Annotated in this window: 21 protein-coding genes, 2 tRNA genes and 1 rRNA gene; 10 read left to right on the top strand and 14 right to left on the bottom strand. The window is 50.3% G+C overall.

The annotated features are described in order from the left end of the window. The 3 genes from GJ688_RS16275 to GJ688_RS16265 all read right to left on the bottom strand — a co-directional run. A 16S ribosomal RNA gene (locus GJ688_RS16275) occupies positions 1 to 458 on the bottom strand; the annotation flags it as partial. Between the two features lie 512 nt (positions 459 to 970). Beyond that, positions 971 to 2,299: a type I glutamate--ammonia ligase gene (glnA, locus tag GJ688_RS16270; RefSeq protein WP_155477590.1), complete on the bottom strand. Its 1,329-nt coding sequence runs from the start codon at positions 2,297 to 2,299 to the stop codon at positions 971 to 973. 188 nt (positions 2,300 to 2,487) lie between these two features. After that, complete coding sequence (locus tag GJ688_RS16265) at positions 2,488 to 3,111, bottom strand: adaptor protein MecA (RefSeq protein WP_155477589.1); 624 nt, start codon at positions 3,109 to 3,111, stop codon at positions 2,488 to 2,490. A 256-nt stretch (positions 3,112 to 3,367) separates the two neighbouring features. Here GJ688_RS16265 and GJ688_RS16260 point away from each other — a divergent pair, with 256 nt between their 5' ends. Together GJ688_RS16260 and GJ688_RS16255 are read left to right on the top strand one after the other, a co-directional pair. Beyond that, the gene (locus GJ688_RS16260) at positions 3,368 to 4,057 is read left to right on the top strand and encodes a hypothetical protein (protein ID WP_155477588.1); all 690 of its coding nucleotides are present in this window, start codon (positions 3,368 to 3,370) and stop codon (positions 4,055 to 4,057) included. A gap of 227 nt (positions 4,058 to 4,284) precedes the next feature. After that, the gene (locus GJ688_RS16255; protein ID WP_155477587.1) at positions 4,285 to 4,686 is read left to right on the top strand and encodes a DUF350 domain-containing protein; all 402 of its coding nucleotides are present in this window, start codon (positions 4,285 to 4,287) and stop codon (positions 4,684 to 4,686) included. Here GJ688_RS16255 and GJ688_RS16250 read toward each other — a convergent pair. Both GJ688_RS16250 and GJ688_RS16245 read right to left on the bottom strand, forming a co-directional pair. Next, on the bottom strand, positions 4,676 to 5,608 hold the full coding sequence (locus GJ688_RS16250; protein WP_170292085.1) for an NAD(P)/FAD-dependent oxidoreductase: 933 nt from the start codon (positions 5,606 to 5,608) through the stop codon (positions 4,676 to 4,678). The two genes, GJ688_RS16255 and GJ688_RS16250, sit on opposite strands and share 11 nt — an antisense overlap. 163 nt (positions 5,609 to 5,771) lie before the next feature. After that, positions 5,772 to 6,035, bottom strand: coding sequence for a hypothetical protein (locus GJ688_RS16245; protein ID WP_155477585.1), 264 nt, complete (start codon positions 6,033 to 6,035; stop codon positions 5,772 to 5,774). A gap of 180 nt (positions 6,036 to 6,215) precedes the next feature. On the opposite strand from GJ688_RS16245, the gene GJ688_RS20825 reads away from it, so the two are divergent. The 5 genes from GJ688_RS20825 (at position 6,216) to GJ688_RS16220 (ending at position 7,942) form a co-directional block, all read left to right on the top strand. Next, positions 6,216 to 6,602, top strand: coding sequence for a hypothetical protein (locus GJ688_RS20825; protein WP_235911049.1), 387 nt, complete (start codon positions 6,216 to 6,218; stop codon positions 6,600 to 6,602). A gap of 181 nt (positions 6,603 to 6,783) precedes the next feature. Further along, a tRNA-Arg gene (locus GJ688_RS16235) sits at positions 6,784 to 6,858 on the top strand. A gap of 7 nt (positions 6,859 to 6,865) precedes the next feature. Then, positions 6,866 to 6,942 (top strand) — tRNA-Val (locus tag GJ688_RS16230). A gap of 162 nt (positions 6,943 to 7,104) precedes the next feature. Continuing rightward, positions 7,105 to 7,443, top strand: coding sequence for a NifB/NifX family molybdenum-iron cluster-binding protein (locus tag GJ688_RS16225; protein WP_155477584.1), 339 nt, complete (start codon positions 7,105 to 7,107; stop codon positions 7,441 to 7,443). Between the two features lie 193 nt (positions 7,444 to 7,636). Next, positions 7,637 to 7,942, top strand: coding sequence for a zinc-ribbon domain containing protein (locus GJ688_RS16220; protein ID WP_155477583.1), 306 nt, complete (start codon positions 7,637 to 7,639; stop codon positions 7,940 to 7,942). Between the two features lie 102 nt (positions 7,943 to 8,044). Here GJ688_RS16220 and GJ688_RS16215 read toward each other — a convergent pair whose 3' ends face one another. After that, a complete protein-coding gene (locus GJ688_RS16215) occupies positions 8,045 to 8,665 on the bottom strand; it encodes a DUF2238 domain-containing protein (RefSeq protein WP_155477582.1) in 621 nt (206 codons plus the stop codon). Positions 8,666 to 9,088: 423 nt separating this feature from the next. Between GJ688_RS16215 and aguA the strand changes: the two genes are divergently transcribed. From aguA to splB, 3 genes are all read left to right on the top strand, one after another. Then, the gene (gene aguA / locus GJ688_RS16210; protein WP_155477581.1) at positions 9,089 to 10,105 is read left to right on the top strand and encodes an agmatine deiminase; all 1,017 of its coding nucleotides are present in this window, start codon (positions 9,089 to 9,091) and stop codon (positions 10,103 to 10,105) included. 56 nt (positions 10,106 to 10,161) lie between these two features. Beyond that, positions 10,162 to 11,052, top strand: coding sequence for an N-carbamoylputrescine amidase (aguB, locus tag GJ688_RS16205; protein ID WP_155477580.1), 891 nt, complete (start codon positions 10,162 to 10,164; stop codon positions 11,050 to 11,052). 230 nt (positions 11,053 to 11,282) lie between these two features. After that, positions 11,283 to 12,326, top strand: a complete 1,044-nt coding sequence (splB, locus tag GJ688_RS16200) for a spore photoproduct lyase (protein WP_407928960.1) — start codon at positions 11,283 to 11,285, stop codon at positions 12,324 to 12,326. Position 12,327: 1 nt separating this feature from the next. Here the strand turns inward: splB and GJ688_RS16195 are convergent, their stop codons facing one another. The 8 genes from GJ688_RS16195 to GJ688_RS16160 all read right to left on the bottom strand — a co-directional run bounded on the left by GJ688_RS16195 (position 12,328) and on the right by GJ688_RS16160 (position 21,302). Then, complete coding sequence (locus GJ688_RS16195) at positions 12,328 to 12,822, bottom strand: YajQ family cyclic di-GMP-binding protein (protein ID WP_170292084.1); 495 nt, start codon at positions 12,820 to 12,822, stop codon at positions 12,328 to 12,330. Positions 12,823 to 12,904: 82 nt separating this feature from the next. After that, a complete protein-coding gene (locus GJ688_RS16190; RefSeq protein WP_170292083.1) occupies positions 12,905 to 13,801 on the bottom strand; it encodes a helix-turn-helix domain-containing protein in 897 nt (298 codons plus the stop codon). A gap of 14 nt (positions 13,802 to 13,815) precedes the next feature. Then, positions 13,816 to 14,865 carry a tRNA 2-selenouridine(34) synthase MnmH gene (mnmH, locus tag GJ688_RS16185; RefSeq protein WP_155477577.1) on the bottom strand — a complete coding sequence of 350 codons (1,050 nt, stop codon included), beginning with the start codon at positions 14,863 to 14,865 and terminating at the stop codon, positions 13,816 to 13,818. Between the two features lie 104 nt (positions 14,866 to 14,969). After that, positions 14,970 to 15,932: a type 1 periplasmic-binding domain-containing protein gene (locus GJ688_RS16180; protein WP_155477576.1), complete on the bottom strand. Its 963-nt coding sequence runs from the start codon at positions 15,930 to 15,932 to the stop codon at positions 14,970 to 14,972. Positions 15,933 to 15,963: 31 nt separating this feature from the next. Beyond that, the gene (locus tag GJ688_RS16175; protein ID WP_235911052.1) at positions 15,964 to 18,468 is read right to left on the bottom strand and encodes an FtsK/SpoIIIE family DNA translocase; all 2,505 of its coding nucleotides are present in this window, start codon (positions 18,466 to 18,468) and stop codon (positions 15,964 to 15,966) included. 92 nt (positions 18,469 to 18,560) lie between these two features. Next, complete coding sequence (locus GJ688_RS16170) at positions 18,561 to 18,773, bottom strand: YlzJ-like family protein (protein ID WP_155477574.1); 213 nt, start codon at positions 18,771 to 18,773, stop codon at positions 18,561 to 18,563. Continuing rightward, entirely contained in the window at positions 18,770 to 19,549 is a 780-nt protein-coding gene (locus GJ688_RS16165) for a ClpP family protease (protein WP_155477573.1), read from the bottom strand. Before GJ688_RS16165 ends, GJ688_RS16170 begins: the two co-directional genes overlap by 4 nt. Before the next feature lie 91 nt (positions 19,550 to 19,640). Further along, positions 19,641 to 21,302, bottom strand: a complete 1,662-nt coding sequence (locus GJ688_RS16160; protein ID WP_155477572.1) for a ribonuclease J — start codon at positions 21,300 to 21,302, stop codon at positions 19,641 to 19,643. Between the last annotated feature and the right edge of the window lie 243 nt (positions 21,303 to 21,545).

Genomic DNA, 21,545 nt, shown 5'->3' with positions numbered 1-21,545 from the left:
CTTCTTCCCCGAAGACAAGGGTTTACAATCCGAAGACCTTCATCCCCCACGCGGCATTGCTCCGTCAGGCTTTCGCCCATTGCGGAAGATTCCCCACTGCTGCCTCCCGTAGGAGTCTGGGCCGTGTCTCAGTCCCAGTGTGGCCGTTCACCCTCTCAGGCCGGCTACCGATCGTCGCCTTGGTGAGCTGTTACCTCACCAACTAGCTAATCGGACGCGGACCCATCTAAGAGCGGATTGCTCCTTTGGTTCCCAGAGGATGTCCTCCAGGAACGTTATGCGGTATTAGCAGCCCTTTCGGGCTGTTATCCCCCACTCTCAGGCAGGTTATCCACGCGTTACTCACCCGTCCGCCACTAAGAATGAATCCAGTAAACCTTCTTCATTCTCCGTTCGACTTGCATGTGTTAGGCATGCCGCCAGCGTTCGTCCTGAGCCAGGATCAAACTCTCCACAAATAATGTAGATAAGCTTGAGTCAAGCTCTGATTGATAAAGTTTCTTATCGAGGTAAGGCTTCTTGTAACAGAAGTCATCCACTCTCAAGAAGTTGTCCGTCCCGCTCGCGCGGGCCGATATTGACTTTGGTTTCGCACGCTTTTGCTTTAACAACTGTTTGATTTTCAAGGACCAGAAATCGACTAAACTTGTAGCTTTTTGTCGCTTTTCGCCGTTTCGTATCGGCGACGTTTGCTATTATGACATAACCACATCGCCAAATCAACCATCATTTTTTTCCAATCGCATATTTTTTTCGCTTTTTTATCGGAAGACTCAAAAATACACCGGAATGAACCGAACATAAGTGCAGGAACAAATATGTTATCAACATAATGAACGACTTTTCGTTTGCAACAAGATGAGACGAGTTATAGTTACTTGGATATAACGTTGAAAAAATAAAGCAGGTCTTTCTCCTGAGGAGAAAGACCTGCCGATAAGCAACGGGTAAGCACCTATCCGTCGAAGTATTAGTACTTGACGAGGTACTCGTCGACTTCCCAAGGATGGACGGAGATACGGAAGGAATCCCATTCGTCCCGTTTAGCATCAATGAAGCGCTCCGCAACGTGCGGTCCAAGAGCAGCTTTGATAACTTCGTTCTTTTCGAGTTCGTCCACAGCTTCAGACAGGTTGGAGGGCAAGCTGGAAATGCCGACTTCAGCCCGACGAGCGGCATCCATGTGGTAGATGTTTTCGTCCACAGAAGGAGGAGGGGTAATTTGATTTTTAATGCCGTCCAGACCAGCTTTGAGGCAGACAGCCAGGGACAGGTAGGGGTTGCAGGACGGATCGGGGCTGCGCAGTTCGACCCGGGTGGAAGCGCCACGTTTGGCAGGAATCCGGATCAAGGGGCTGCGGTTGCGGCAGGACCAAGCGACGTAGCAAGGAGCTTCATAGCCAGGAACCAGACGCTTGTAGGAGTTGACGAGCGGGTTAGTTACGGCAGCAAAAGAACGGACATGCTTGAGCAGACCGCCGATGTAATACTTCGCTTCTTGGCTCAGTTGATCAGGGGTGCTGGGATCATAGAAGGCGTTTTTGCCGTCTTTGAAGAGCGACATGTTGGTGTGCATACCGGAACCGTTGATACCGAAGATCGGTTTGGGCATGAAGGTAGCATGGAGACCATGACGCTGAGCGATGGTCCGGACGACAAACTTAAAGGTGACAATTTTGTCGGCTACATCGAGGGCGTCGGAATATTTGAAGTCGATTTCGTGCTGACCAGCAGCAACTTCGTGGTGGGAAGCTTCGATTTCAAAGCCCATTTGCTCCAGGGTCAGAACCATGTCGCGACGGGCGTTTTCACCAAGGTCGATGGGGGTCATGTCGAAGTAACCGGCTTTGTCATGAGTGATGGTGGTCGGTTTACCTTCGGAATCGGTCAAGAAGAGGAAGAATTCGAGTTCGGGACCGACGTTCATGGAATAGCCCATTTCAGCAGCTTCGGCGAGAACGGACTTAAGCACGTTCCGGGGGTCACCAACGAAGGGAGTACCATCGGGATTGTAAATATCACAGATCAGACGGGCCACAGCACCGTCTTGAGGACGCCAAGGGAATACGACAAAGGTATTCGGATCGGGACGGAGGTACATATCGGATTCTTCGATGCGGACGAAACCATCGATAGAGGAACCGTCAAACATCATTTCGCCGTCAAGGGCTTTTTCGAGTTGTTCCACGGGGATGGCAACGTTTTTCAATACGCCGAAGATATCGGTGAACTGAAGGCGAATGAACTTGACGTCCATTTCACGGCACATGCGCAGGACGTCTTCTTTGGTGTAACCCATGAACATAACCTCCCATATTTGCTCGTAATAGTTTGGACAAATAAAAAACGCCTTCATGCATCGCGAAAAAATTTTTCGCTATAACAGAAGGCGCCTTTGCCTCATATTTGTCACATCATCGTGACTGCTTTACTCAAGATCAATTATATGCTTGAGGACAGCCACTGACAAGAGGTTCTTTTTAATTTTTATCGAACGTCGACACAACATTCCTTTTTCTGGTGAAACGTCTTCACAATAAACCGGGGTGCATCCTGTTGCCGTATGACCGAACCATATTCGGAGAAAAATAAAGGTGAATAGGAGCTGCGTTCTGCATACTCGCTTAACAAGGCAAAGGCTTTCTTCGTTTTTAGCTCCTTTGTGGAAAGAAGCATATAGAGAGAATCGCCATAACGGAACAAACTGCCGTCCTTCACACCTAAGCTGACTAACCGGCAACAGGCCGAGAGTACATCCTCAAAGCACCCAAATACATAAACCACTTCATCCCGTTCTTCCACAGGTGCCTCTATTTTTTCAACGGGTTTTCTACCTTCTGTTTCTAGTTCGGGAATCGCAGGTGTTTCCTGTTGCCGCTTGAGGATGAGCACCACCCCTTCTGGAACCAATCCTAGGGCTTCTACGGAAAGCCGGAGTGACAGGTCGGTCAGGGTCCCCTCTTCCATGGCAGTTCGAAGGACACCTGCAAGAAAACCTTGAGCTTGTTCTGTGTACTGCCATAGCTCTTTAATCCCAATATTATGGGTCGTCAAGTCCTCCGCTGAGACAAGGATTTGAATCCGTTCCTCAGTGATTTTTTCGACTTTCATGGCAATCAAACCTCCTGCCTCAATTCATCTCTCAACCCAAATTTTTCTCGTCTATCATAATTTTATTCTCTTTCATTTGATTTTACGGGTTTGAACTTTATTATAATCGATTCGTGGAGAAAGTAAAGAAAATTTTTCTGAAAATTTAATCGATTCTGTTAAATATCGTTGAGCACTATCGTATCGCTGATAAAAGCTAATGTTTTCCCGATAAACGGTTATAGTATGTAACAAGAAGAGAGGAAAGGGAGACACCATGACCGACGAAATTCACAAGTTATACACGACAGAAATACGAGAGAAAAAAGCAGCGGCTACCGGTGTTCATCATAAAAAAGGAAGACGCGGTCTCGTTGGTGCCATGATTACACCGGCCGATTTAGCAGGTAAGGAATATAAGTCTCCAGGTACATTACAGGAATTTCACGTAGATGATCTGGTCTCCCGATTGGAGTCCTCCCCCATTTTAAAGACACTCATTCTTGATCGTATGGATGACCAGTATCGCCAATATCGCCAAGCGACAGAACAAACGCTAGATTTGTTGACGGATATCCTTGCAGAATCTCTAAAGCGCTTCGAAAAAGAAGCGGAGAGCCTTCGGCAGCGTATTGCCTGCTTAGAAAATAGTCAAAGGACCGATTCGCTCTCTCTGAATAAACCGCCCTATCCGGTGCCGCTAAACTGGAATCCAAACAAACGAATCCGTTGGGGAAGTACACCAGAAGAAATTAAAGCTGCTGTCTTCCGCCAGCTTCAGCGACTCCAGGCGAACGGTAACCCTATCTGTGTGGAAACCATCAAATCGGAAGTACCGGGGATGTTACGCTGGCTCTATGGGGAAAAAGCTGTTTTCAACGGACTTAAAGGACTGCAACAAGAGTACCGCAGACAGATGGAACGGTATTCTTCCGCAGACGATTACGACCAAGTTGAAATGCAGTAACTTTACATTTTTATGGAAGAACCTAAGGTGGCGCTCCGGACGGGGAATGCCACCTCTTTTTCACTCGCCTTTATTTCGTCTATTTTTTAGTCACTTTTTCCGGTCATTTCTTCGATTTTGCTTCAAGACGCAAAGGGAACAGCGAAGAGATGTCGAAAAAAGTTACCTTTAGTGTGGATTATCGCCACGAATGTTCTCAAAGTACCCCTTGAGGAGGATCCAGTAAAATGTGGGCTCACCCGCTCGTCGTTCCTGCAATCACCTTCGTTGCCGGCGCACTCGCCATGCTGTTGAGCCAACGGCTCTTTGATCTGTTGCATCCGGCCTACCGCACGAGTTCAGAGATTGCCAAGGGTAATGTCGCCGTAGCCCTTGCCAACGGCGGCAGACTGATCGCTCTATCGATGGTGATCTACCAAGCGATCACTCGCAACGATAGCGCAGGTCAATGCTTAGGTTGGGGACTCTTCGGCATCGTCTTTCTTTTGGCGGGCTATTACCTTTTCGATGTTTTAACCCCGACGGTCAAAATCCAACAGCAACTCAAGCAAGACAACCGTGCTGTCGGTGTCCTGGTGCTATGCCTATACATCGGCCTCGGTATCATCGCCAGTGCTGTCATGATGTAGACGGTTGCCGCTTCACAGCCAGGGAACGGTGGATGGACATGGCCGCTCTGATTCCTTCGCAGGTAGCGAAGACAAGCATCTGAGTTTTATTGATGATGTCTCCGGCGGCATAAACATGGGGAACGCTTGTCTCCATCTGTTCATTGACGACAACATGGCCGCTTTCGTTGCATTCCACGTTCAGAGACTGGGCCAATTGATTGTTCGCTTTGACGCCATAGGTGGACAACGCCACATCGACTTCCCGGACAGAACCGTCAGTAAAACGTAGAGCTTGCATGCGCCCTTTTTCACCGGCTTTGCCGATAAACCGTTCGACCAGTTCAGTGAGTACGTCAATGTGATATTCCCTAAGCAGATTCTCGTATTCGTGATAACCGTCTAAGGGTAGACCGTTTGTGACGATACAGACCTGATGGGTATAGTTGAGCAGTTCCAAGGCGTTGTAGATTGTCTTTTTGGAATGGCCTAAGACGGCGGATTTTTGGCCGATGAATTCGTAGCCGTTGCAATCGAGACAGTAATGAAGAGTCCGGCCAGCAAAATCAAACTTGTTGGTGATGTCCGGTTGATTATCCTCCAATCCAGTAGCTAAGACCAAGCGACGACTGATGTATTCGGCACTGCTGGTGGTGACGACAAATTCCTCATTATCCTTTTTCTCAGCTTTTAGGACTTGGCTTTTCACGATTTCAGCGCCATAGTTCTGAGCCTGCTCCCGGCCTACACGCAACAGTTCCTTGCCGGAAATGCCTTGGGGAAAACCAAGATAGTTATGGTATTTGGGAACCCACGATGTTCGTCCATCTCCCCCGTCAAAAACTAAGACAGAATGATTGTAACGGGCCAGTTGAATGGCGGTGGCCAAACCGGCGGCCCCGGAACCCACTACGATGATGTCAAAGCGCACGCTGACTGTCACCAGCCCTTTCTAGGATTTTCTGCGCTTAGCTTTCCCCGGTAAGGACGGAAAAAGATATGGCGAATCTTTCCCGCCATTTTGGCCTACCAAAGCAAAAGAGCACCCATCGACGCAGGGGTGCTCTTTTGCGTTTCCTTATATTTCGGCTAGTACTCCCTTGTACCTACACAACAGTTCGGTACACGCCGGGCGCCACTTCTTTTAGTTTGCCGTCATACATCCCTAAAAACCGAGACGATTGGGTTACAGTGCCACTTTCAATGGCTTCAATCAGATCTTCCTCAGTAACGCGAACGCGGCTCTTGGACACTTCTCCGCGAATCACACCGTCAACGACCAGCTGTTTTAAAACTTCCGGTTCAATCCCAAAACAACGATGAGCCGTACCGGGACTGATGAATTTTTCTGGATTAAACTTTGGCGACATATTACTCCCCCACTTAATCTTCCCATTCGACTTTTTTCTACTTTATTTAAACGTATATATTACCTCAAATCGCATTTTCCTTCTTTTTTCGGCAAATTTTTCATTTATTTTTGCTTCGGCATAGGCATCGTGGCCAGGTTGCATACTACAGATGAGGAATCGGCAAAGGGAGGAATCGACGTGGGTGGATCACAAGGAAGAGGCGACCAACGACCACTTCCGGATAAGTTTGTCCCGGAAGATCTAGGTAGTGCGACTCGGGTGGCACTTGATGGACGTTCAGACTTATATGGACACGTCACTGAAAAGGGGGTCCGTCCTCGTGAGCTAGGAGTGCAAGAGACATCCCAGTTCTCGACGCGAGGTGCCCCTTGGGGAATGCGGGAAAGTCTCGTAGATTTGACTCATGAAATGGGAATTGACTTTGATAAGTTTGTTGAAGGCATCGCCAAAGACAGGTCTGATATGGAGATGGCCCAGGAGTTTGGCGTCCCCGAAGGGACCGTATCTCACCTGAAAAATCATTTTTTCCGTTACGGGATTAATGATGTACAAGGACAGGACTAGGGAGTGTGCCCCAATAAGTTTATGAAAGGTGGGCCTTTTAAGCAGAGGCCCACCTTTCGATTATTTCTCTAGAACGGAAGTAAAAGACTTGTTAAGATTAGGCTCTGAGGGCCTGAATATTCTTACGGTTGACTTTCTAATGATTTTTTGATAGATTATATTTTATTCCAAGTTTAATGATGCGCCCGTAGCTCAGTGGATAGAGCACTGGTCTCCGGAACCAGGTGCGCAAGTTCGATTCTTGCCGGGCGCACCAGTTCATTGGGCGATTAGCTCAGATGGTTAGAGCGCTTGCTTGACATGCAAGAGGTCAGCGGTTCGATTCCGTTATCGCCCACCATAGTTACATATTGAGCGAGAAAGAGTTTTGACCTCCTGTTCGAGGTGTGAACTCTTTTTGTTTTAAGCGCCACTTTTTCCCAGCATAGACAGATATCGTTTCAAGTTGTTCAGGGCAGCTCTGAAGATCAACCAAATTCTATGTTTGAAGGGAGCTAGAAGCATGGCCATTAAAGTCGCCGTTGCCAGCAGCGATGGGAAGTTAGTCAACCAACACTTTGGGCACACTCGGGAATTTCTGATTTTTGAGGTGGATCATCAAGGTTTTCGCTTCTTGGAAAAAAGACCTGTTGTCCCCCATTGCTCCTGCGACGGGGCGCCTCCTCCGACGGCAAAGACCTCCGTAGAATCGCTAACCGATTGCCGGGTCGTACTGGTCACCAGGATCGGTGATGGACCTCAGGAAAAGTTGAAAAGCTTAGGAATTAATTGCATCATCAGCTATGATTTTATTGAGAACGCCTTAAATGAGATCGTATCTTCGGAAATCGCATCATCCTAAGGTTTATGATCTACAAAAATACTGGGGCTTAAATGGCCTCTTTTCTTTTTTGTATTCCCTTGCCAAAATCCCTTTGGCCGTGTATACTGTGTATATAGTCCTGATGTGGTGAAACGCTATCTTCTCGATCGCCTTTGGCTAGGGAGGTTTGACGGATATCCCTAAACAGGGCGAATTATGAGGAGGTTTTTTTATGTTTCAAGACAAAGTGTTAACCTGTAAAGAATGTGGCTGCGAGTTCGAATTTACCGCTTCCGAACAAGAGTTCTATGCGGAAAAAGGCTTCACCAACGAACCCGGCCGTTGCCCCCAGTGCCGGGCTGCTCGGAAAGCCCAAAACAACAACAACCGTGGCGGCGGTTATCGTCAAGAGCGGGAAATGTACCCTGTCACTTGCTCCGCTTGCGGCAAAGAAACTACGGTTCCTTTCCAACCCCGTGGCGATAAGCCCGTATACTGCCGCGACTGCTTCCAGCCCCAACCCCGCAACCGTTGGTAATCTCTTAGCTAACAAAAAAGCTCGCCTTAACTGGCGGGCTTTTTTTCTGTCTTACTTTACATAAAAGGGTTGCCCATAGGGCGGCGCTCTTATAACATTCGGCTAACTGTCATTTGCCTTCACCCGCTCCATAGACCAGTCATGTACCTTTCCGAGAGCCAGTGTGGACATAAGCGCTCCGAACAAGGCTAGGGCCATATCCCACTGCGTATCCCATACATCTCCCTGAGTCCCCAAAAAAGCCTCCGCGGCAGTTCCTGTCGCCAAAGCGACCCACCATTCAATGAGTTCATAGAAGGCGCTGACAGCCAGGCAGACGGAGATGATGAGCAGGTTTAGCAGTTTTCCCCGCTGCAGCGGCGACAAACGCAAAAGAATCTCCCGGGCGATGATGGCTGGAATGAAACCTTGGGCAAAGTGGCCTATCCGGTCATAGTGGTTCCGGCTCAACTCTAAACTATCTCGGATCCAGTCGAAGAGAGGAACCTTGGCATACGTGTAATGACCTCCCACCATAAGGATGATCATGTGGACCGCGATCAGGCAATAACAGAACGTAGAGAATTGAAAACGGCGGTAGGTCACAGCGAGGACGACCATGCCGATCATGGCTGGCAGAACTTCCAAGACCCAGGTGAATCGATCCTGTGGCTGAACACCGGACCAAACAAGGACAGACAACACCAAGATCAGCAATAACACATGAACGGAACGACCGCTCATCGACTCTCCCCCTACTTGCTCAGATGGCTTGTCTCCGTGCAAAAATGATGTAAAATCTATCTGGGATTAAAATGTTGAAATGTTAGCGTTATAAGTTATGATACTTGTGAAAGTTTTGCGATTGCTCGCGAAATTCTATAATAAAGGAGAAATTCTTCGAAGCTCCCATATTCCCCTTTTTTTGAATCGGGACTTTTGGATTCTTTTGGGACTGATTATGATATTTCACCTTGTTCGGCTAGAAGGGCATCTGGAACGGACTGAGTGGAAATATATCATCTATGAACATTATCAAGGCAGCCTAATGTTTGGCTTCGACAGTAGCTTTTTGATTTTTTCAGGTCGTCTTTTTTAACAATGCGATAGGACTAGCTTCATGCTATAATGAGTCGGAAAAATTCAGCGAATGAAGGAGAAGATTCCATGGATTTCCCGAAGGATTTCGGATTTCGTATGCCGCCAGAGTGGGCACCTCATGCCCGCACCTTCATTACCTGGCCAGTTTGCGAAGAGACCTGGCCTGACGAATTGGAAGATGTCCGTAAGGCCTATGCCGAAGTGGCCAATGCCATCGCCAAGTTTGAACCGGTGACCTTAATCGTCCGTCCTGAGTTGGTCAGTGATGCGGCCAAACTTTGCGATCCCGCTGTCGATATAATGCCTCTCGACTATGACGATTCCTGGATTCGTGACAACGGCCCCACTTTTGTCATCGACGGGCAAGGCCATGTAGCCGGCATCAACTGGCAGTTTAACGCCTGGGGCGGTAAATTCTCCTGGGAAAAAGACAACTTAGTGGCGCCGCAAATCTTAGATCATCTCGATGTTCGCCGCTTCAATGCCCCTTTCATCATGGAAGGCGGATCGATTCATGTCGATGGTGAAGGTACCATGTTGACGACAGAAGAATGCCTATTAAATCCAAACCGCAACCCCCATATGGGCCGTTCCGACCTGGAGGGTGAACTGGAGAAGTATTTAGGCGTCGAAAAAGTTATCTGGCTGAAAACCGGTCTCTATGGCGATCATACAGACGGCCACGTAGATAATGTAGCTTGTTTCGCTCGTCCTGGAGTGGTGCTCATCCAGGTCTGCAATGACCTGGACGATCCCAACTATGCCACCAACCAAGAAAACCTGGAGATTCTCCGGCAAGCCACTGACTCACAAGGTAGAAAATTTGAGATCATTCCGATCGAACAGCCTCCTGCCTTATACCATCATGGAGATCGCATGGCTGCCAGCTATATCAATTTCTATTTCGTCAACGGTGGGATCATCTTGCCCGTCTTCGGTGGTGAATGCGCTGAAACGGACGCGAAAGCCGCTGAAACACTAGGCAAGGTCTTTCCCGATCGCGAGATCTATAAAGTTCACAGCCGCTTTATCTTGATGGGCGGCGGCAACGTTCACTGTGCCACCCAACAAATGCCCCGATAAAAATATCCCCCGAAAAACCTATTTTCCTAGATCAATGATGGGATGAGGTGTATCCATTGCGTAAGATAACCCTTGCCGCCACCCAGATGAGCTGCACTTGGGATGTGGACGATAACATAAAAAAAGCGGAGAGCCTGGTCCGTCAAGCGGCGGCCCAAGGGGCACAGGTCATCCTGCTGCAGGAGCTCTTTGAGGCACCTTATTTCTGCCAGACAGAACTGCCCGAGTATTATGATCTGGCCAAAGAGACCGAAAAGAACCCGGCCGTACTTCATTTTCAAAAAGTAGCCCAGGAACTGGGCGTGGTTCTGCCGATCAGCTTCTTTGAAAAGAAAAATAACGCCCGCTACAACTCGGTTGCCATGATCGATGCCGATGGCACCATTCTAGGTGTTTATCGTAAGACCCATATCCCTGACGGTCCCGGCTATGAAGAGAAGTTCTATTTTAATCCCGGCGATACGGGCTTTAAAGTCTGGGAGACGCGGTACGGAAAGATCGGTGTGGGGATCTGCTGGGACCAGTGGTTCCCGGAGGCGGCCCGCTGCTTGGCCCTCATGGGCGCCGAAATCCTCCTCTACCCGACAGCGATCGGCTCGGAACCGGAACAGCCTGACTATGATTCGAAGGCCCACTGGCAAACCTGCATGCTCGGCCATGGCGCCGCTAATTTAGTCCCTGTCGTCGCTTCGAACCGCATCGGCCGTGAGTCTTCTGGAAAGTCGGAAATCAACTTCTATGGCTCCTCTTTCATCTCAGACCCGTGCGGTAAGAAAGTCACTGAGGCGGATCGCCTTACGGAGACTGTCCTCACCGCCACTTTCGACCTCGATGAAATCGCCCAGATGCGCACCTCCTGGGGGATTTTCCGGGATCGCCGGCCCGATATGTACACAGCCATACTAACCTGTGACGGTATCAATCCTTATCGGGGGATCAAGTTTTAGTTGCAATTTATTACAACTCTCTTGTAATTTAGTTACTGTTTGAAAGCGGTGAGCCTCTCACAGTCGAGGGACTCGCCGCTTTTTTATGTCGTTTTAACGTAGTGTCTGTATTGCCATTTTAGCCGGGAATATACCTCAACTGCTGCTAAACCGATTCGCTGGTTCTAATCTACTCTTTTGTTGTAACCTACCCGTTAACAGGACACCACCGGGGAATGCTAATCTGGGAGGTGTCCCTCTTGCAGGAGTTGTATCTGCCTCAGCGGGCTTTATTTGAGGAAGAAGCTTTAACATTTCCCTTGGGCCAACATCTCATGGAGTTCTGCCGGGAAAAGGCCATTCCGACCCGGAAAATTCCTTCCCATAATCGGGTCACCGGCCTGCCCGGCGAGACGCCCCAGCAGAAATACGCCCAAGCGAAAAAGACCCTCGTCGTAGGGGTCAAACAGGATATGCGCTTTCAAAGCTGCCGCCCCTCGGCAGACTACCAGTTCCCCCTGATGACCAGTTGCCCCGGCCACTGTGAATACTGCTATCTGCAGACGACCCTAGGGCAGCGGCCTTATCTGCGCGTCTATGTGAATGTCGAAGAAATGCTGCAACAAGCGGAAAAGCTGATCCTGGAAAAAGCCCCCCACATAACGACCTTTGAGGTGGCCAGTTCAGGCGACCCCTTGAGCGTAGAGCACTTGACCGGATCGCTGTACAGGACGATCGAGTTTTTCGGCGAACAGGAACAAGGGCGCCTTCGGTTCGTTACCAAGTTCACCCACGTCGATCCTCTGTTAAAAGCCAGGCATAATGACCACTGTCGCTTCCGTTTCTCTATCAACAGTGCCAAGGTGGTTCAGGAATTTGAACACAAGACACCATCTGTCGACGAACGCCTGCAGGCGGCTCGAAAGGTCGCTGGTGCCGGCTACCCCTTAGGTTTTATCATCGCTCCGATCATGGTCTATCCAGGCTGGCTCGACGAATACGAACAAGTCTTAGACACATTAAAAAAGGAGTTGGACCTCGTCCAACCCCTTCGACACCCGGTCTCTTTTGAATTGATCCAGCACCGCTTTACCAGCCGCGCTAAAAAGGTGATCCTCGATCGGTTCCCCCATTCGCGCTTACCGATGGTCGAGGAAGACCGTAAGATGAAATACGGCAAATACGGCATGGGCAAGTATGTATATCCCGTCGAAACGGCCAAGGATATGGAGGCCAAAATGCGGGATGCCATCGTCAGGCGCTTTCCCGATGCCTTGATCGAGTACTTTACGTAAGCTAGGAGCGGAAATTGATAAACTGCAGTTCAATGTCCAGATCGGCTTTTTTCAGCAGTGCGATGATAGCCTGCAGGTCATCGCGCTGCTTGCCGACGACGCGAACTTGATCGCCCTGGACCTGGGCTTGAACTTTGATCTTGCTGTCCTTGATCAGTTTGGTAATCTCTTTCGCTTTTTCTTTGGAGATTCCCTGTACCAATTCCACCTGCTGACGGACTGTGTCACCGGCGGCTGATTCCACTTTCCCGTATTTGAGAGCGCGCAGGGAAATCCCGCGCTTTACCATCTTGCTTTCCAGGATATCGACGACGTTTTTTAGCTTAAAGTCGTCATCGGAAACCAGGGTGATGCCTTTATCGTCCTGGCGAATTTCACTTTTGCTGTTCTTAAAGTCAAAGCGATTTTCGATTTCCTTCAACGCTTGATGAACAGCGTTCGTCACTTCCTGCATATCCACCTGAGATACGATATCAAAGGACGCTTCTTTAGCCACAAAACCCGAACTCCTTTCGCATTGACGAGTCTAATGTAAGGTATCCATTAAAAAAACCCGGGGTAAAGGTCCCCGGGTTTTTTTACGAGCGCACAAACTCTTTTGTGACGACTTTATTCAAATCACCGAGGGTGCCTAGATTTTGACCGTTATAGATGACTTCCACAGCACCAGCATTTCCCGCATGGATATAGACCTTGTTTTTCCCGGTAAAGGTCATCGTTTCTCCAATGGACAATGTGCCCGTATAGGCGGGAACATCATCCTGTGTCACCGCCATCCAACAGCGATCTTGAACGATGCGGAACGTGACGGCTACACCATCCGTCGCAGGCGCTTGACTTGCCAGAGGGGTCTCCGGAGTGATCGATGCAGCTGGTTGAGCTTCCGCCGACTTGGAGGCCGATTCGTCTGTGGCCGTTGTAGGTGTAGTATCGGTGCGGTTCGCTTGGGGGTCGCCATTGGCAGGACTTTCCGGAGACGCTGAAGGGGACGGTGTTTGCTTAGAGTTGCTAGCGTTCACTGTCAATGGGGTATTTTCCTTGGTCGGCTCTTTCTCCGCTTGCAGCGAAGGCTTTTCCGGTGGTCCGGGGTTATCTTTAGGCAAGTTCGCCGAGAGGAAGATCAAGCCGGCAACAGCGGCGACAGCTAAGCCGTAACCAGCCAATTTGACGGTATTGCTCGTCTTAGGCCCGGAGAAGTCTTTTTCCTCCTCCGTCGTTGCGGCGGGCGCTTCTTCGACCGTATCTTTCCAGTCGTGTTTTAGCTCTGCAATGAGCGGGACCGGGTCGAGTCCGAGATATTTGGCATAACTGCGCAAAAAGCCGATACCATACACACGGCCCGGCAGTTCATCATAATTACCGTCTTCCAGCGCCATCAGGTAAGCCAAGCGAATGTTGGTTTCGTTCTCCACCTGATGGAGGCTGAGCTGCTTCTGTTCCCTGGCCTGTTTGAGGACAAGCCCAAGGTTCGACATCTCAAATCCTCCTCTCATACTCGATAACGTGCCGTCATATATGTCTCGATCAGGTCAACAGCTTCCTCGACCGATGTTGAATCAATACTCAGGTGATACCGGCGGCTGGGACCGTTGGGGTAACCGTATAAGGGATCGTAATAGTCCTTCAATAACGTTTCCGCCACAGACGCATAAGCACCCTGCTCAACAGCTTCGCAGAGATAGTACACGTTGTTTTTACCTAGCCGTTGCTCTAATCGAAGCAAGGCTTGCGTCAATTCATGAGGTTGTCCCAGCTTGGCATAGATGTCGACGAGGCGTTTGACTCGGGAAGACCGTGACGCATATACATGAATATGGTCCCCCGTTTGCATCTGCTTATAAAAGATTTGAGGCAAAACCACGCGACCGATGCGACGGCTCTCCCCCTCCAGCACGATTCCCCGCTTGTCACGATGCTTTTCCAGCGCCATGACGAGCCGGCCTTCAAACGTTTGCTGGCTCGGTATAGACGAGTAACCTAAATGACCAAAGACGCTGCCCCGGTTTTCCGCTAGCGATTCAAGGTCAACCGTCCCTATTCCTCGCTGCTCCAAGGCAGTTAAAATCTCCGTCTTGCCCACGCCTGTATTGCCGTGAAGAACAGCTAGCCGCAAGGAGGGGACCATCTTTTCAAAGTATTCATTGACGAAACGTCGAAAAGACTTGTATCCACCTTCGAGCCGGTACGTTTCCAGCCCCATCAGGTTCAGCACAGTCGCTACCGATTTGCTGCGCATTCCGCCGCGCCAGCAAAAGAGCACAGCCGGCCCAGTTCCGGCTGCTGCTTGAACACGCCGGCAGATATCGGGAAGTTTCGGACTGACCAGTTCTAAACCGAGTTGCCGAGCCGGTTCAGGCCCTTGTTGACGGTAGAGAGTGCCCACACGGGCTCGTTCAACATTATTAAAAAGAGGTACATTGATTGCACCTGGAATCGTCGCTTCCGCAAATTCCCCTTCCGAACGGACATCAATGAGCGGACCGTATTGGCCCGCTAAGACCTTTTCGATCGACAAGGGGATTTCCGAGTTTGCCCTCATGAGTTCCCTTTCAAATCACTAGCATCATATCGTCGCTTTTTCTACGTTTTTTAATGACATTCTAACATTAGTATATCATTTGGAGTCATAACCTGTCAAAAAGTTCAAAATCCCGCGAGGTCTATCTGGCCTTGTTCAACTTTTTGTAAAAGAGGCATCATTTTTTCGTTTATTTCTGAAGATAAGGGTCTTTTTACGGCGGGTCCGCTCGGAGTCGTTCCCGGCCCGGCAATATAGAGGTTCCAACCGGTTTTACCGAGATTTTTTACATCTTTCCCGGATAGAATGCTTTCCAACTGAGGCAGGATGTCAGTGTCCAAATAACCGCTTTCGACGACAAAGATTCCGGAGGGGGTTGGCTCGTTGGCGTTGACTAAGGCGATCCCCACGTTGGTACCGGTCAAGCTTGCTGTCATCACTGGCAACGTGTCTTTGACAGTAGAAATGAGCACATCACCTGTCAAGGGGATGTTTTCGCCAGTGACGGCCCTGGTCAGGACGGCTTTCTTATTTGTTTCTGCTAACCCTGTTCGCAGCGCTTTTTCCACGACTGCAACCTGAGTGTCACCAGCCGTAAATAGGGCAGTGATGGCTCCGTTTGGTGAGATAGCTCCAGCCAGGGCTCCTACAAGGTAGGCACCAGCCAGTCGGTTGCTGCCGGTTTGTACGTCTCCCGGGGTGAGAGAGAGGAATTTGGTCTTCGGGTAGGTTTGCTCCGCCGAAGGTAAGATATCTTTATAGGCCGGGTCAGCGATCAGTACCACTCGGGCTTCATTTTCCCCAAAGTATCGCAAAGCCTCTTCTGTGCTAAGAAAATCGCTGGTGGTGACGATCTGCTTATGTACACCCAGGCGTGTTTTAACGCTGCGCACAGCCTCTGTCACTTTGGGATTGAGCGTTGCTGTTGCTGAGTCTGCCGGCGCCAGAATGGCACCGACAAGAACAGGGACGGGTCCTCCGCCGGTCTCTTCATCCGTTTCTACAGGGCTGGTCGGGGTACTGCGGCATCCGCTTAACAAGAGACTCAAGATGATCGTAAAGAGAAATAAGGTCTTCAGGCGGTTCACTTGCACAGTCCCCCACTTTCTTTTCCACGGTTTAGCTCCCTGTCTTTTTGGCACTTCCGTATTTCGCTTCAAAGGCAGCTCGTGAGATGAGCAGTTCCCGAGGTTTGCTGCCTTCATAGCCACCGACAATACCACGCTGCTCCATGATGTCGATCAGTCGAGCGGCCCGAGCGTAACCGACGCGCAGGCGTCGCTGTAGCATGGAGATAGACGCTTGTCCGCTGTCTAGGAGAATGCGCACGGCATCCACAAAGAGTTCATCTTCTTCCTCTTCATGGGTCTCGGTCTGCTCCTGCGCTTGAATGACCCCTTCTTGGTACTCAGGCAAGCCTTGGTTTTTTAAAAATTCGACGATGTTTTCCACTTCTTTATCGGAGACGTAACAGCCTTGCATACGGATGGGTTTGTTCGCCCCGACGGGCGAGAAGAGCATGTCGCCGCGGCCGAGTAGTTTTTCGGCCCCTGCTTGGTCCAAAATCGTACGGGAATCGATTTGGGAAGAGACGGCAAAGGCGATCCGTGAAGGAATATTCGCCTTGATGATACCGGTGATGACATCCACGGAAGGACGCTGCGTCGCTACGACCAGGTGAATGCCGGCGGCTCGGGCCATCTGGGCAAGGCGGCAAATGGCATCTTCCACATCGACGGCGGCCACCATCATCAGATCGGCCAATTCGTCGATCAGCACCACTACATAGGGTAAAGCTGGCTGTGGTTCGTCGGGACATTCCTGGGCTTTTAACTGATTGTAGCGGGTAATGTCTTTAACACCGGAGGCGGCAAAGAGTTCATAGCGGTTTTCCATCTCGCTGACGATCCACTTTAAGGCAGTGGCCGCCTTCTTAGCATCGGTTACGACCGGGGCGATCATATGGGGAATGCCGTTGTATTGAGTCAGTTCGACCATCTTCGGGTCGATCATGAGAAACTTCACTTCGTTCGGTTTTCCCTTGAAAAGGATGCTGCTGATGAGGGTGTTCATGCATACGCTCTTACCGGCGCCGGTGGCACCAGCGATGAGCATATGGGGCATCCGGGACAGGTCCGAGATAATCGGTGTGCCCGCGATATCTTTGCCCAAGGCAATGGTCAGCTTCGATGCAGACTGTTGGAATTCGGGACACTCCAAGACTTCCCGAAAAGTAACGGGGGTCACTTCTTTGTTCGGCACTTCGATGCCGATGGCCGCTTTTCCCGGGATGGGCGCTTCGATCCGTACGGCGCCGGCAGCCAAGGACAAGGCGATATCATCGGCCAAATTGGTGATTTTCGATACTTTTACACCAGGGGCTGGTGAAACTTCATAGCGCGTGATGGCCGGTCCCCGGCTGACCTGAGTCACTTTGACGCGCACGTTGAAGTTCTCCAAGGTCTCTTCCAAAATGCGCACATTCTCCGTGATATCTTGATTGAGGCGGGTACTCTTTACGCGCAAAGACCGGTTTAAAAGGCTCAACGGCGGCAACATATACTCTTCAACCATGTAAGAAGGATCGTGAGGTGCCCCGTTTCCCGCCTGATTAGGGCCCCTTTCTCCAGCGGCCGACTGGTCCTGGGCCTCATCAGTGCCTTGTGGCGATCGGGAGAGTTTTTCCACTAAGGTGTCTTCCATGGAATCGGGTTCTTCGGGAAATTCGGTGGGGTTGTCATCATGGCTGAGAACGACAAAAGTAGGGGCTTCTTCCGGCACCGCATCATCAAGAGAGTTCTGCTCTCTCTCCTCCTGGTGCGGCGGCAAGGGCTCATCTTCAGCGACGGTCTCTGCAAAAGATCCTGAACGCGTTGGATTGGACAGGTCCACTTGGGTGAGCCAGTCGGGGGTATTTTTTTCATGATCGATGATGACCAAAGGCACTTCGTCCGTTTCCGTCGGATCAGGAGCTTTCTCTTCTGTTTTCTTGCGACGGCTTTTCTTTTCTACGGATTTCTTCGGAACCGGCTCTTCCTCTTCCACTACGGTGAAGAGCAGTTTACTCAAGGAGGCGTGGGACCGTTGAAAACCTTCGAAGAAGATGGCGGCGACAGTGCCCACCAATTGAACGAGAGACACTTCAAAGGTAAAGAGGACAGCGGCCAAGATGAGTGTGGTCAAGATGATGTATGTACCGATGACCCCAAAGAGCGTTTTGAACAGGATGGCCATGGACGCACCGATGATGCCGCCGCCCTTCCCGTCCATACCGGCTTGCCAATCGGTCCCTTCCAAGGAAAGACCTAAGTGCAAAAAGGTAAGCACGATGATGAAGGCAAAGGTCAATCCGACGACTTTCCTACCGATGATCAGTTTTGCCCGCTGAGTCATGACCATGATGCCGAAGTACGCTAAAAACAAGGGCAGCATGATCTTCCCCTGACCGGCTGTGATGCTGAGGACGTTGACCAAAAACTGGCCGACAGCTCCGGCACCAGCGGAAGATAGGGTTAATGGGCTGCTGTTCACCGTGAAGAGGCTGACGATGCAGAATACAGCCAAAGCCATAATCCCCAAGCCAACCATCTCATACTTGAGGTCTTCTTTAAGTTGTTCAAACATGTTAGCCAAATCTAATCACCTTGCAAGTAAAAGATGTCTGGAACAAAGGAAAGCCATCCCCAAGGGGTGGCTTTTGAAAACAGGATTCCACGCTAATCCGGTGAGATTTGATTCCCCGGCTGAAAGTCCGGTTGTAAAAAATCTTTCGGGTCGGTGCTCAATATGCGGGTCAATTCATAGCGACCGTCTCCCATTTTATAGCCCATCACGGTTCGACCTTTATAGGAGAGGATGGACATGGTCGGCATGTCCGATTCCAACCCTTTTAAAACCATTTCCATGGGAAGAGGGGTGTACAGGATCATTGCAACAGCCCCTTTTGGTTTTTCCGTTCTTCAATAAATTCGTTCAGCTTTTTGACGGCTTCGTGGATTCCGCCAACGGCATCGATCAGTCCACATTCGACAGCTTCCTTACCGACGACGACCGTACCGATATCCCTCGTCAGTTCACCCGTCTTAAACATCAGTTCTTTGAATTTTTCGGCGGAAACTTTAGAGTTTCGCGTCACAAAAGCGACGACGCGGTCTTGCATCTTCTCAAGGTACTCGAAGGTCGCCGGTACACCGATGACCAATCCGGTGAGGCGAATGGGATGTATCGTCATCGTCGCCGTCGAGGCGATCATGGAATAATCAGCCGATACGGCGATGGGAACGCCGATGGAGTGTCCCCCTCCGAGCACGATCGACACGGTGGGCTTAGAGATACTGGCGATCATTTCGGCGATGGCTAAGCCTGCTTCCACGTCACCGCCGACGGTGTTCAGAATGATCAGTACGCCTTCGATATCCTTGCTCTGCTCAATGGCGACCAATTGCGGAAGAATATGCTCATATTTGGTCGTCTTATTCTGTGGGGGAAGGATCATGTGCCCTTCCACTTGTCCGACGATGGTCAAACAGTGGATATTGCTTTTTACAGAAGGAACTTCCGTCTCCCCGAGTTCTTTTAAGGTGTCCATGCGCCGTCCCCGTGCTTTATCAGCATCGGGCGGCGCTGTTTCTGCTCCGCCGGGATTGGGACCTTGCGGTTCTGTTTCGACATCCATATCAGGTGTTTCTTCAAATTGTTCTACCATAACTAGGCGATGTCCTCCTTGTGGCCGATTATTTCCTTCATTTTGATAGTTTGGACCGAACAAGGAGGAACCATTCGCCTATTACCTTCAATTACACTTCCATAATGATCGGCAGGATCATCGGGCGCCGACGTGTTTTTTCGTAGAGGAACTTCGATAGGACATCGCGGACGTTCGTCTTGATGGCCGCCCATTCGGTGACGCGCCGTTCGCCTGACTTCTCCAGAGCCTGGCGCACTTTGACCTTCGCCTCTTCGATCAGTTCTTCCGCTTCGCGAACATAGACGAAACCTCTGGAGACCATATCCGGTCCGGCCACAACTTGTCCAGACTCTTTGCTGATGGTGACGACAACGATCAGGATACCGTCTTGGGACAGTTGGCGACGGTCACGAAGGACGATATTGCCTACATCACCGACACCTAGACCGTCCACAAGAACGCGGCCGGCGGCGACGCGGTTGACGAGGGCCGCTTTTTTAGCGGTCAGTTCTAAGACATGGCCGTTTTCCAGGATAAAGGTGTTTTCTTCCGGTATGCCCACATCCTTGGCCAGTTTAGCGTGGCGAATGAGCATGCGGTACTCTCCCTGTACAGGGATGAAATACTTGGGCCGGATTAAATTGAGCATCATCTTCAGTTCTTCTTGGCTGGCATGTCCCGATATATGCGCACCTGATGCCTCATGGTATACGTCTACACCAAGTTTGCAGAGGGTATCGATCGTCCGGGAAACGAGTATTTCATTCCCGGCGACGGGGCTGGCCGAGATGATCACCGTATCTCCGGGACGATAGTTGCTCAGCCGGGTATCGGTCCAGGGGCCCCGTGAAAGCGCTGACAAGGGTTCGCCGAGGTGGCCCGTCGTCAGCAGCACCAATTCTTCGTAGGGGATGTTGTCCCACTTTTCTTCCGTAGATAAAACTCCCGGCGGGATTTCCAAGTAACCGTTGGCAAGAGCCACCTGAACCACATCTTGCATGGATTTTCCGACGACAACGACCTTGCGTCCGTATTTGGCAGCGACCCAAAAAGACTGCTGGATTCGGTATAAGGCCGACGCGAAGGTGGTAACGATGATCCGACCTTTGGAAAGGCGAAAGACTTCGTCGAGCCGGCTGTGGGCCGCTTTTTCCGATGCCGTCACACCTAGTTTTTCGGCATTTGTTGAGTCCGATAAGAGGGCTAGTACACCCTTTTTGCCTAGTTGGGCTAAACCAAAGTAGTCGACGGGCTGTCCGTCGACAGGCGTCTGATCAAACTTAAAGTCGCCCGTGTGCAAAATCGTTCCGGCCGGGGTGTGAATGGCCACGGCGACCGGATCGGGAATGCTGTGGCACATGCGAATGAATTCGACCGTAAAAGATCCGATCTGTACTGTCTCCCGGGGCTTTACCGTATAAAAGGGCGCTGCGATCGGGATGTTTTGTTCCCGTAGGTAGTTTTCCGCCAACGCCAGTGTCAATTTCGTGCCATAGACCGGAACGGCCAGTTCCTTGAGCATGTAGGGCAAAGCGCCGATATGATCTTCGTGGCCGTGGGTCAGGATGATCCCGCGTATCTGATCTCTATTCTCGAGGAGATAAGTAATGTCGGGAATGACCACATCGATGCCGAGCATCTCGTCTTCCGGAAACATGATCCCGCAGTCGATGACCAGGATCTCCTGGTTGACCTTGATGACCGTCATATTTTTTCCGATCTCGCCTTGACCGCCCAAGGGGATGATATTCACTTTATCCCCTGCGTTCATAGCAACCCTCCTAAATATTGCATAACAAAAAGGCCCTCCCGCTTTCGTTTGGAAGGGATTTGTTCCGATTTCTTTGTCGAGGTTTTACTCATTCCGGCCCCGCCGCCACCGTAAAACCTGAAAAACCAAACCGTACAACCCATGCTTTATTATTATACAAGTTTTAAATTCTAGATACAAGTTTTCCCTGATCCATTAAATAAAACAAAAAAACCACTCCTCCATAAGAAGAGTGGCTTTGTA

The organism is Heliobacterium mobile (assembly GCF_009720735.1).
GTDB classification, from domain to species: domain Bacteria; phylum Bacillota; class Desulfitobacteriia; order Heliobacteriales; family Heliobacteriaceae; genus Heliobacterium; species Heliobacterium mobile.
Note: the sequence above shows the minus strand (reverse complement) of the source record. Positions and strands in the feature narration are given on the sequence as shown.

What these genes read in the sequence shown, in the direction of transcription:
- glnA (WP_155477590.1), bottom strand. Translation starts at nt 2,299, where the DNA reads ATGGGTTACACCAAAGAAGACGTCCTGCGCATGTGCCGTGAAATGGAC.
- GJ688_RS16225 (WP_155477584.1), top strand. Translation starts at nt 7,105, where the DNA reads ATGGCCATTAAAGTCGCCGTTGCCAGCAGCGATGGGAAGTTAGTCAAC.
- GJ688_RS16165 (WP_155477573.1), bottom strand. Translation starts at nt 19,549, where the DNA reads ATGGTAGAACAATTTGAAGAAACACCTGATATGGATGTCGAAACAGAA.
- aguA (WP_155477581.1), top strand. Translation starts at nt 9,089, where the DNA reads ATGGATTTCCCGAAGGATTTCGGATTTCGTATGCCGCCAGAGTGGGCA.
- GJ688_RS16190 (WP_170292083.1), bottom strand. Translation starts at nt 13,801, where the DNA reads ATGTCGAACCTTGGGCTTGTCCTCAAACAGGCCAGGGAACAGAAGCAG.
- mnmH (WP_155477577.1), bottom strand. Translation starts at nt 14,865, where the DNA reads ATGAGGGCAAACTCGGAAATCCCCTTGTCGATCGAAAAGGTCTTAGCG.
- GJ688_RS16175 (WP_235911052.1), bottom strand. Translation starts at nt 18,468, where the DNA reads ATGTTTGAACAACTTAAAGAAGACCTCAAGTATGAGATGGTTGGCTTG.
- GJ688_RS16170 (WP_155477574.1), bottom strand. Translation starts at nt 18,773, where the DNA reads ATGATCCTGTACACCCCTCTTCCCATGGAAATGGTTTTAAAAGGGTTG.
- GJ688_RS16245 (WP_155477585.1), bottom strand. Translation starts at nt 6,035, where the DNA reads ATGTCGCCAAAGTTTAATCCAGAAAAATTCATCAGTCCCGGTACGGCT.
- GJ688_RS16265 (WP_155477589.1), bottom strand. Translation starts at nt 3,111, where the DNA reads ATGAAAGTCGAAAAAATCACTGAGGAACGGATTCAAATCCTTGTCTCA.
- GJ688_RS16255 (WP_155477587.1), top strand. Translation starts at nt 4,285, where the DNA reads ATGTGGGCTCACCCGCTCGTCGTTCCTGCAATCACCTTCGTTGCCGGC.
- GJ688_RS16160 (WP_155477572.1), bottom strand. Translation starts at nt 21,302, where the DNA reads ATGAACGCAGGGGATAAAGTGAATATCATCCCCTTGGGCGGTCAAGGC.
- GJ688_RS16215 (WP_155477582.1), bottom strand. Translation starts at nt 8,665, where the DNA reads ATGAGCGGTCGTTCCGTTCATGTGTTATTGCTGATCTTGGTGTTGTCT.
- GJ688_RS16260 (WP_155477588.1), top strand. Translation starts at nt 3,368, where the DNA reads ATGACCGACGAAATTCACAAGTTATACACGACAGAAATACGAGAGAAA.
- GJ688_RS16220 (WP_155477583.1), top strand. Translation starts at nt 7,637, where the DNA reads ATGTTTCAAGACAAAGTGTTAACCTGTAAAGAATGTGGCTGCGAGTTC.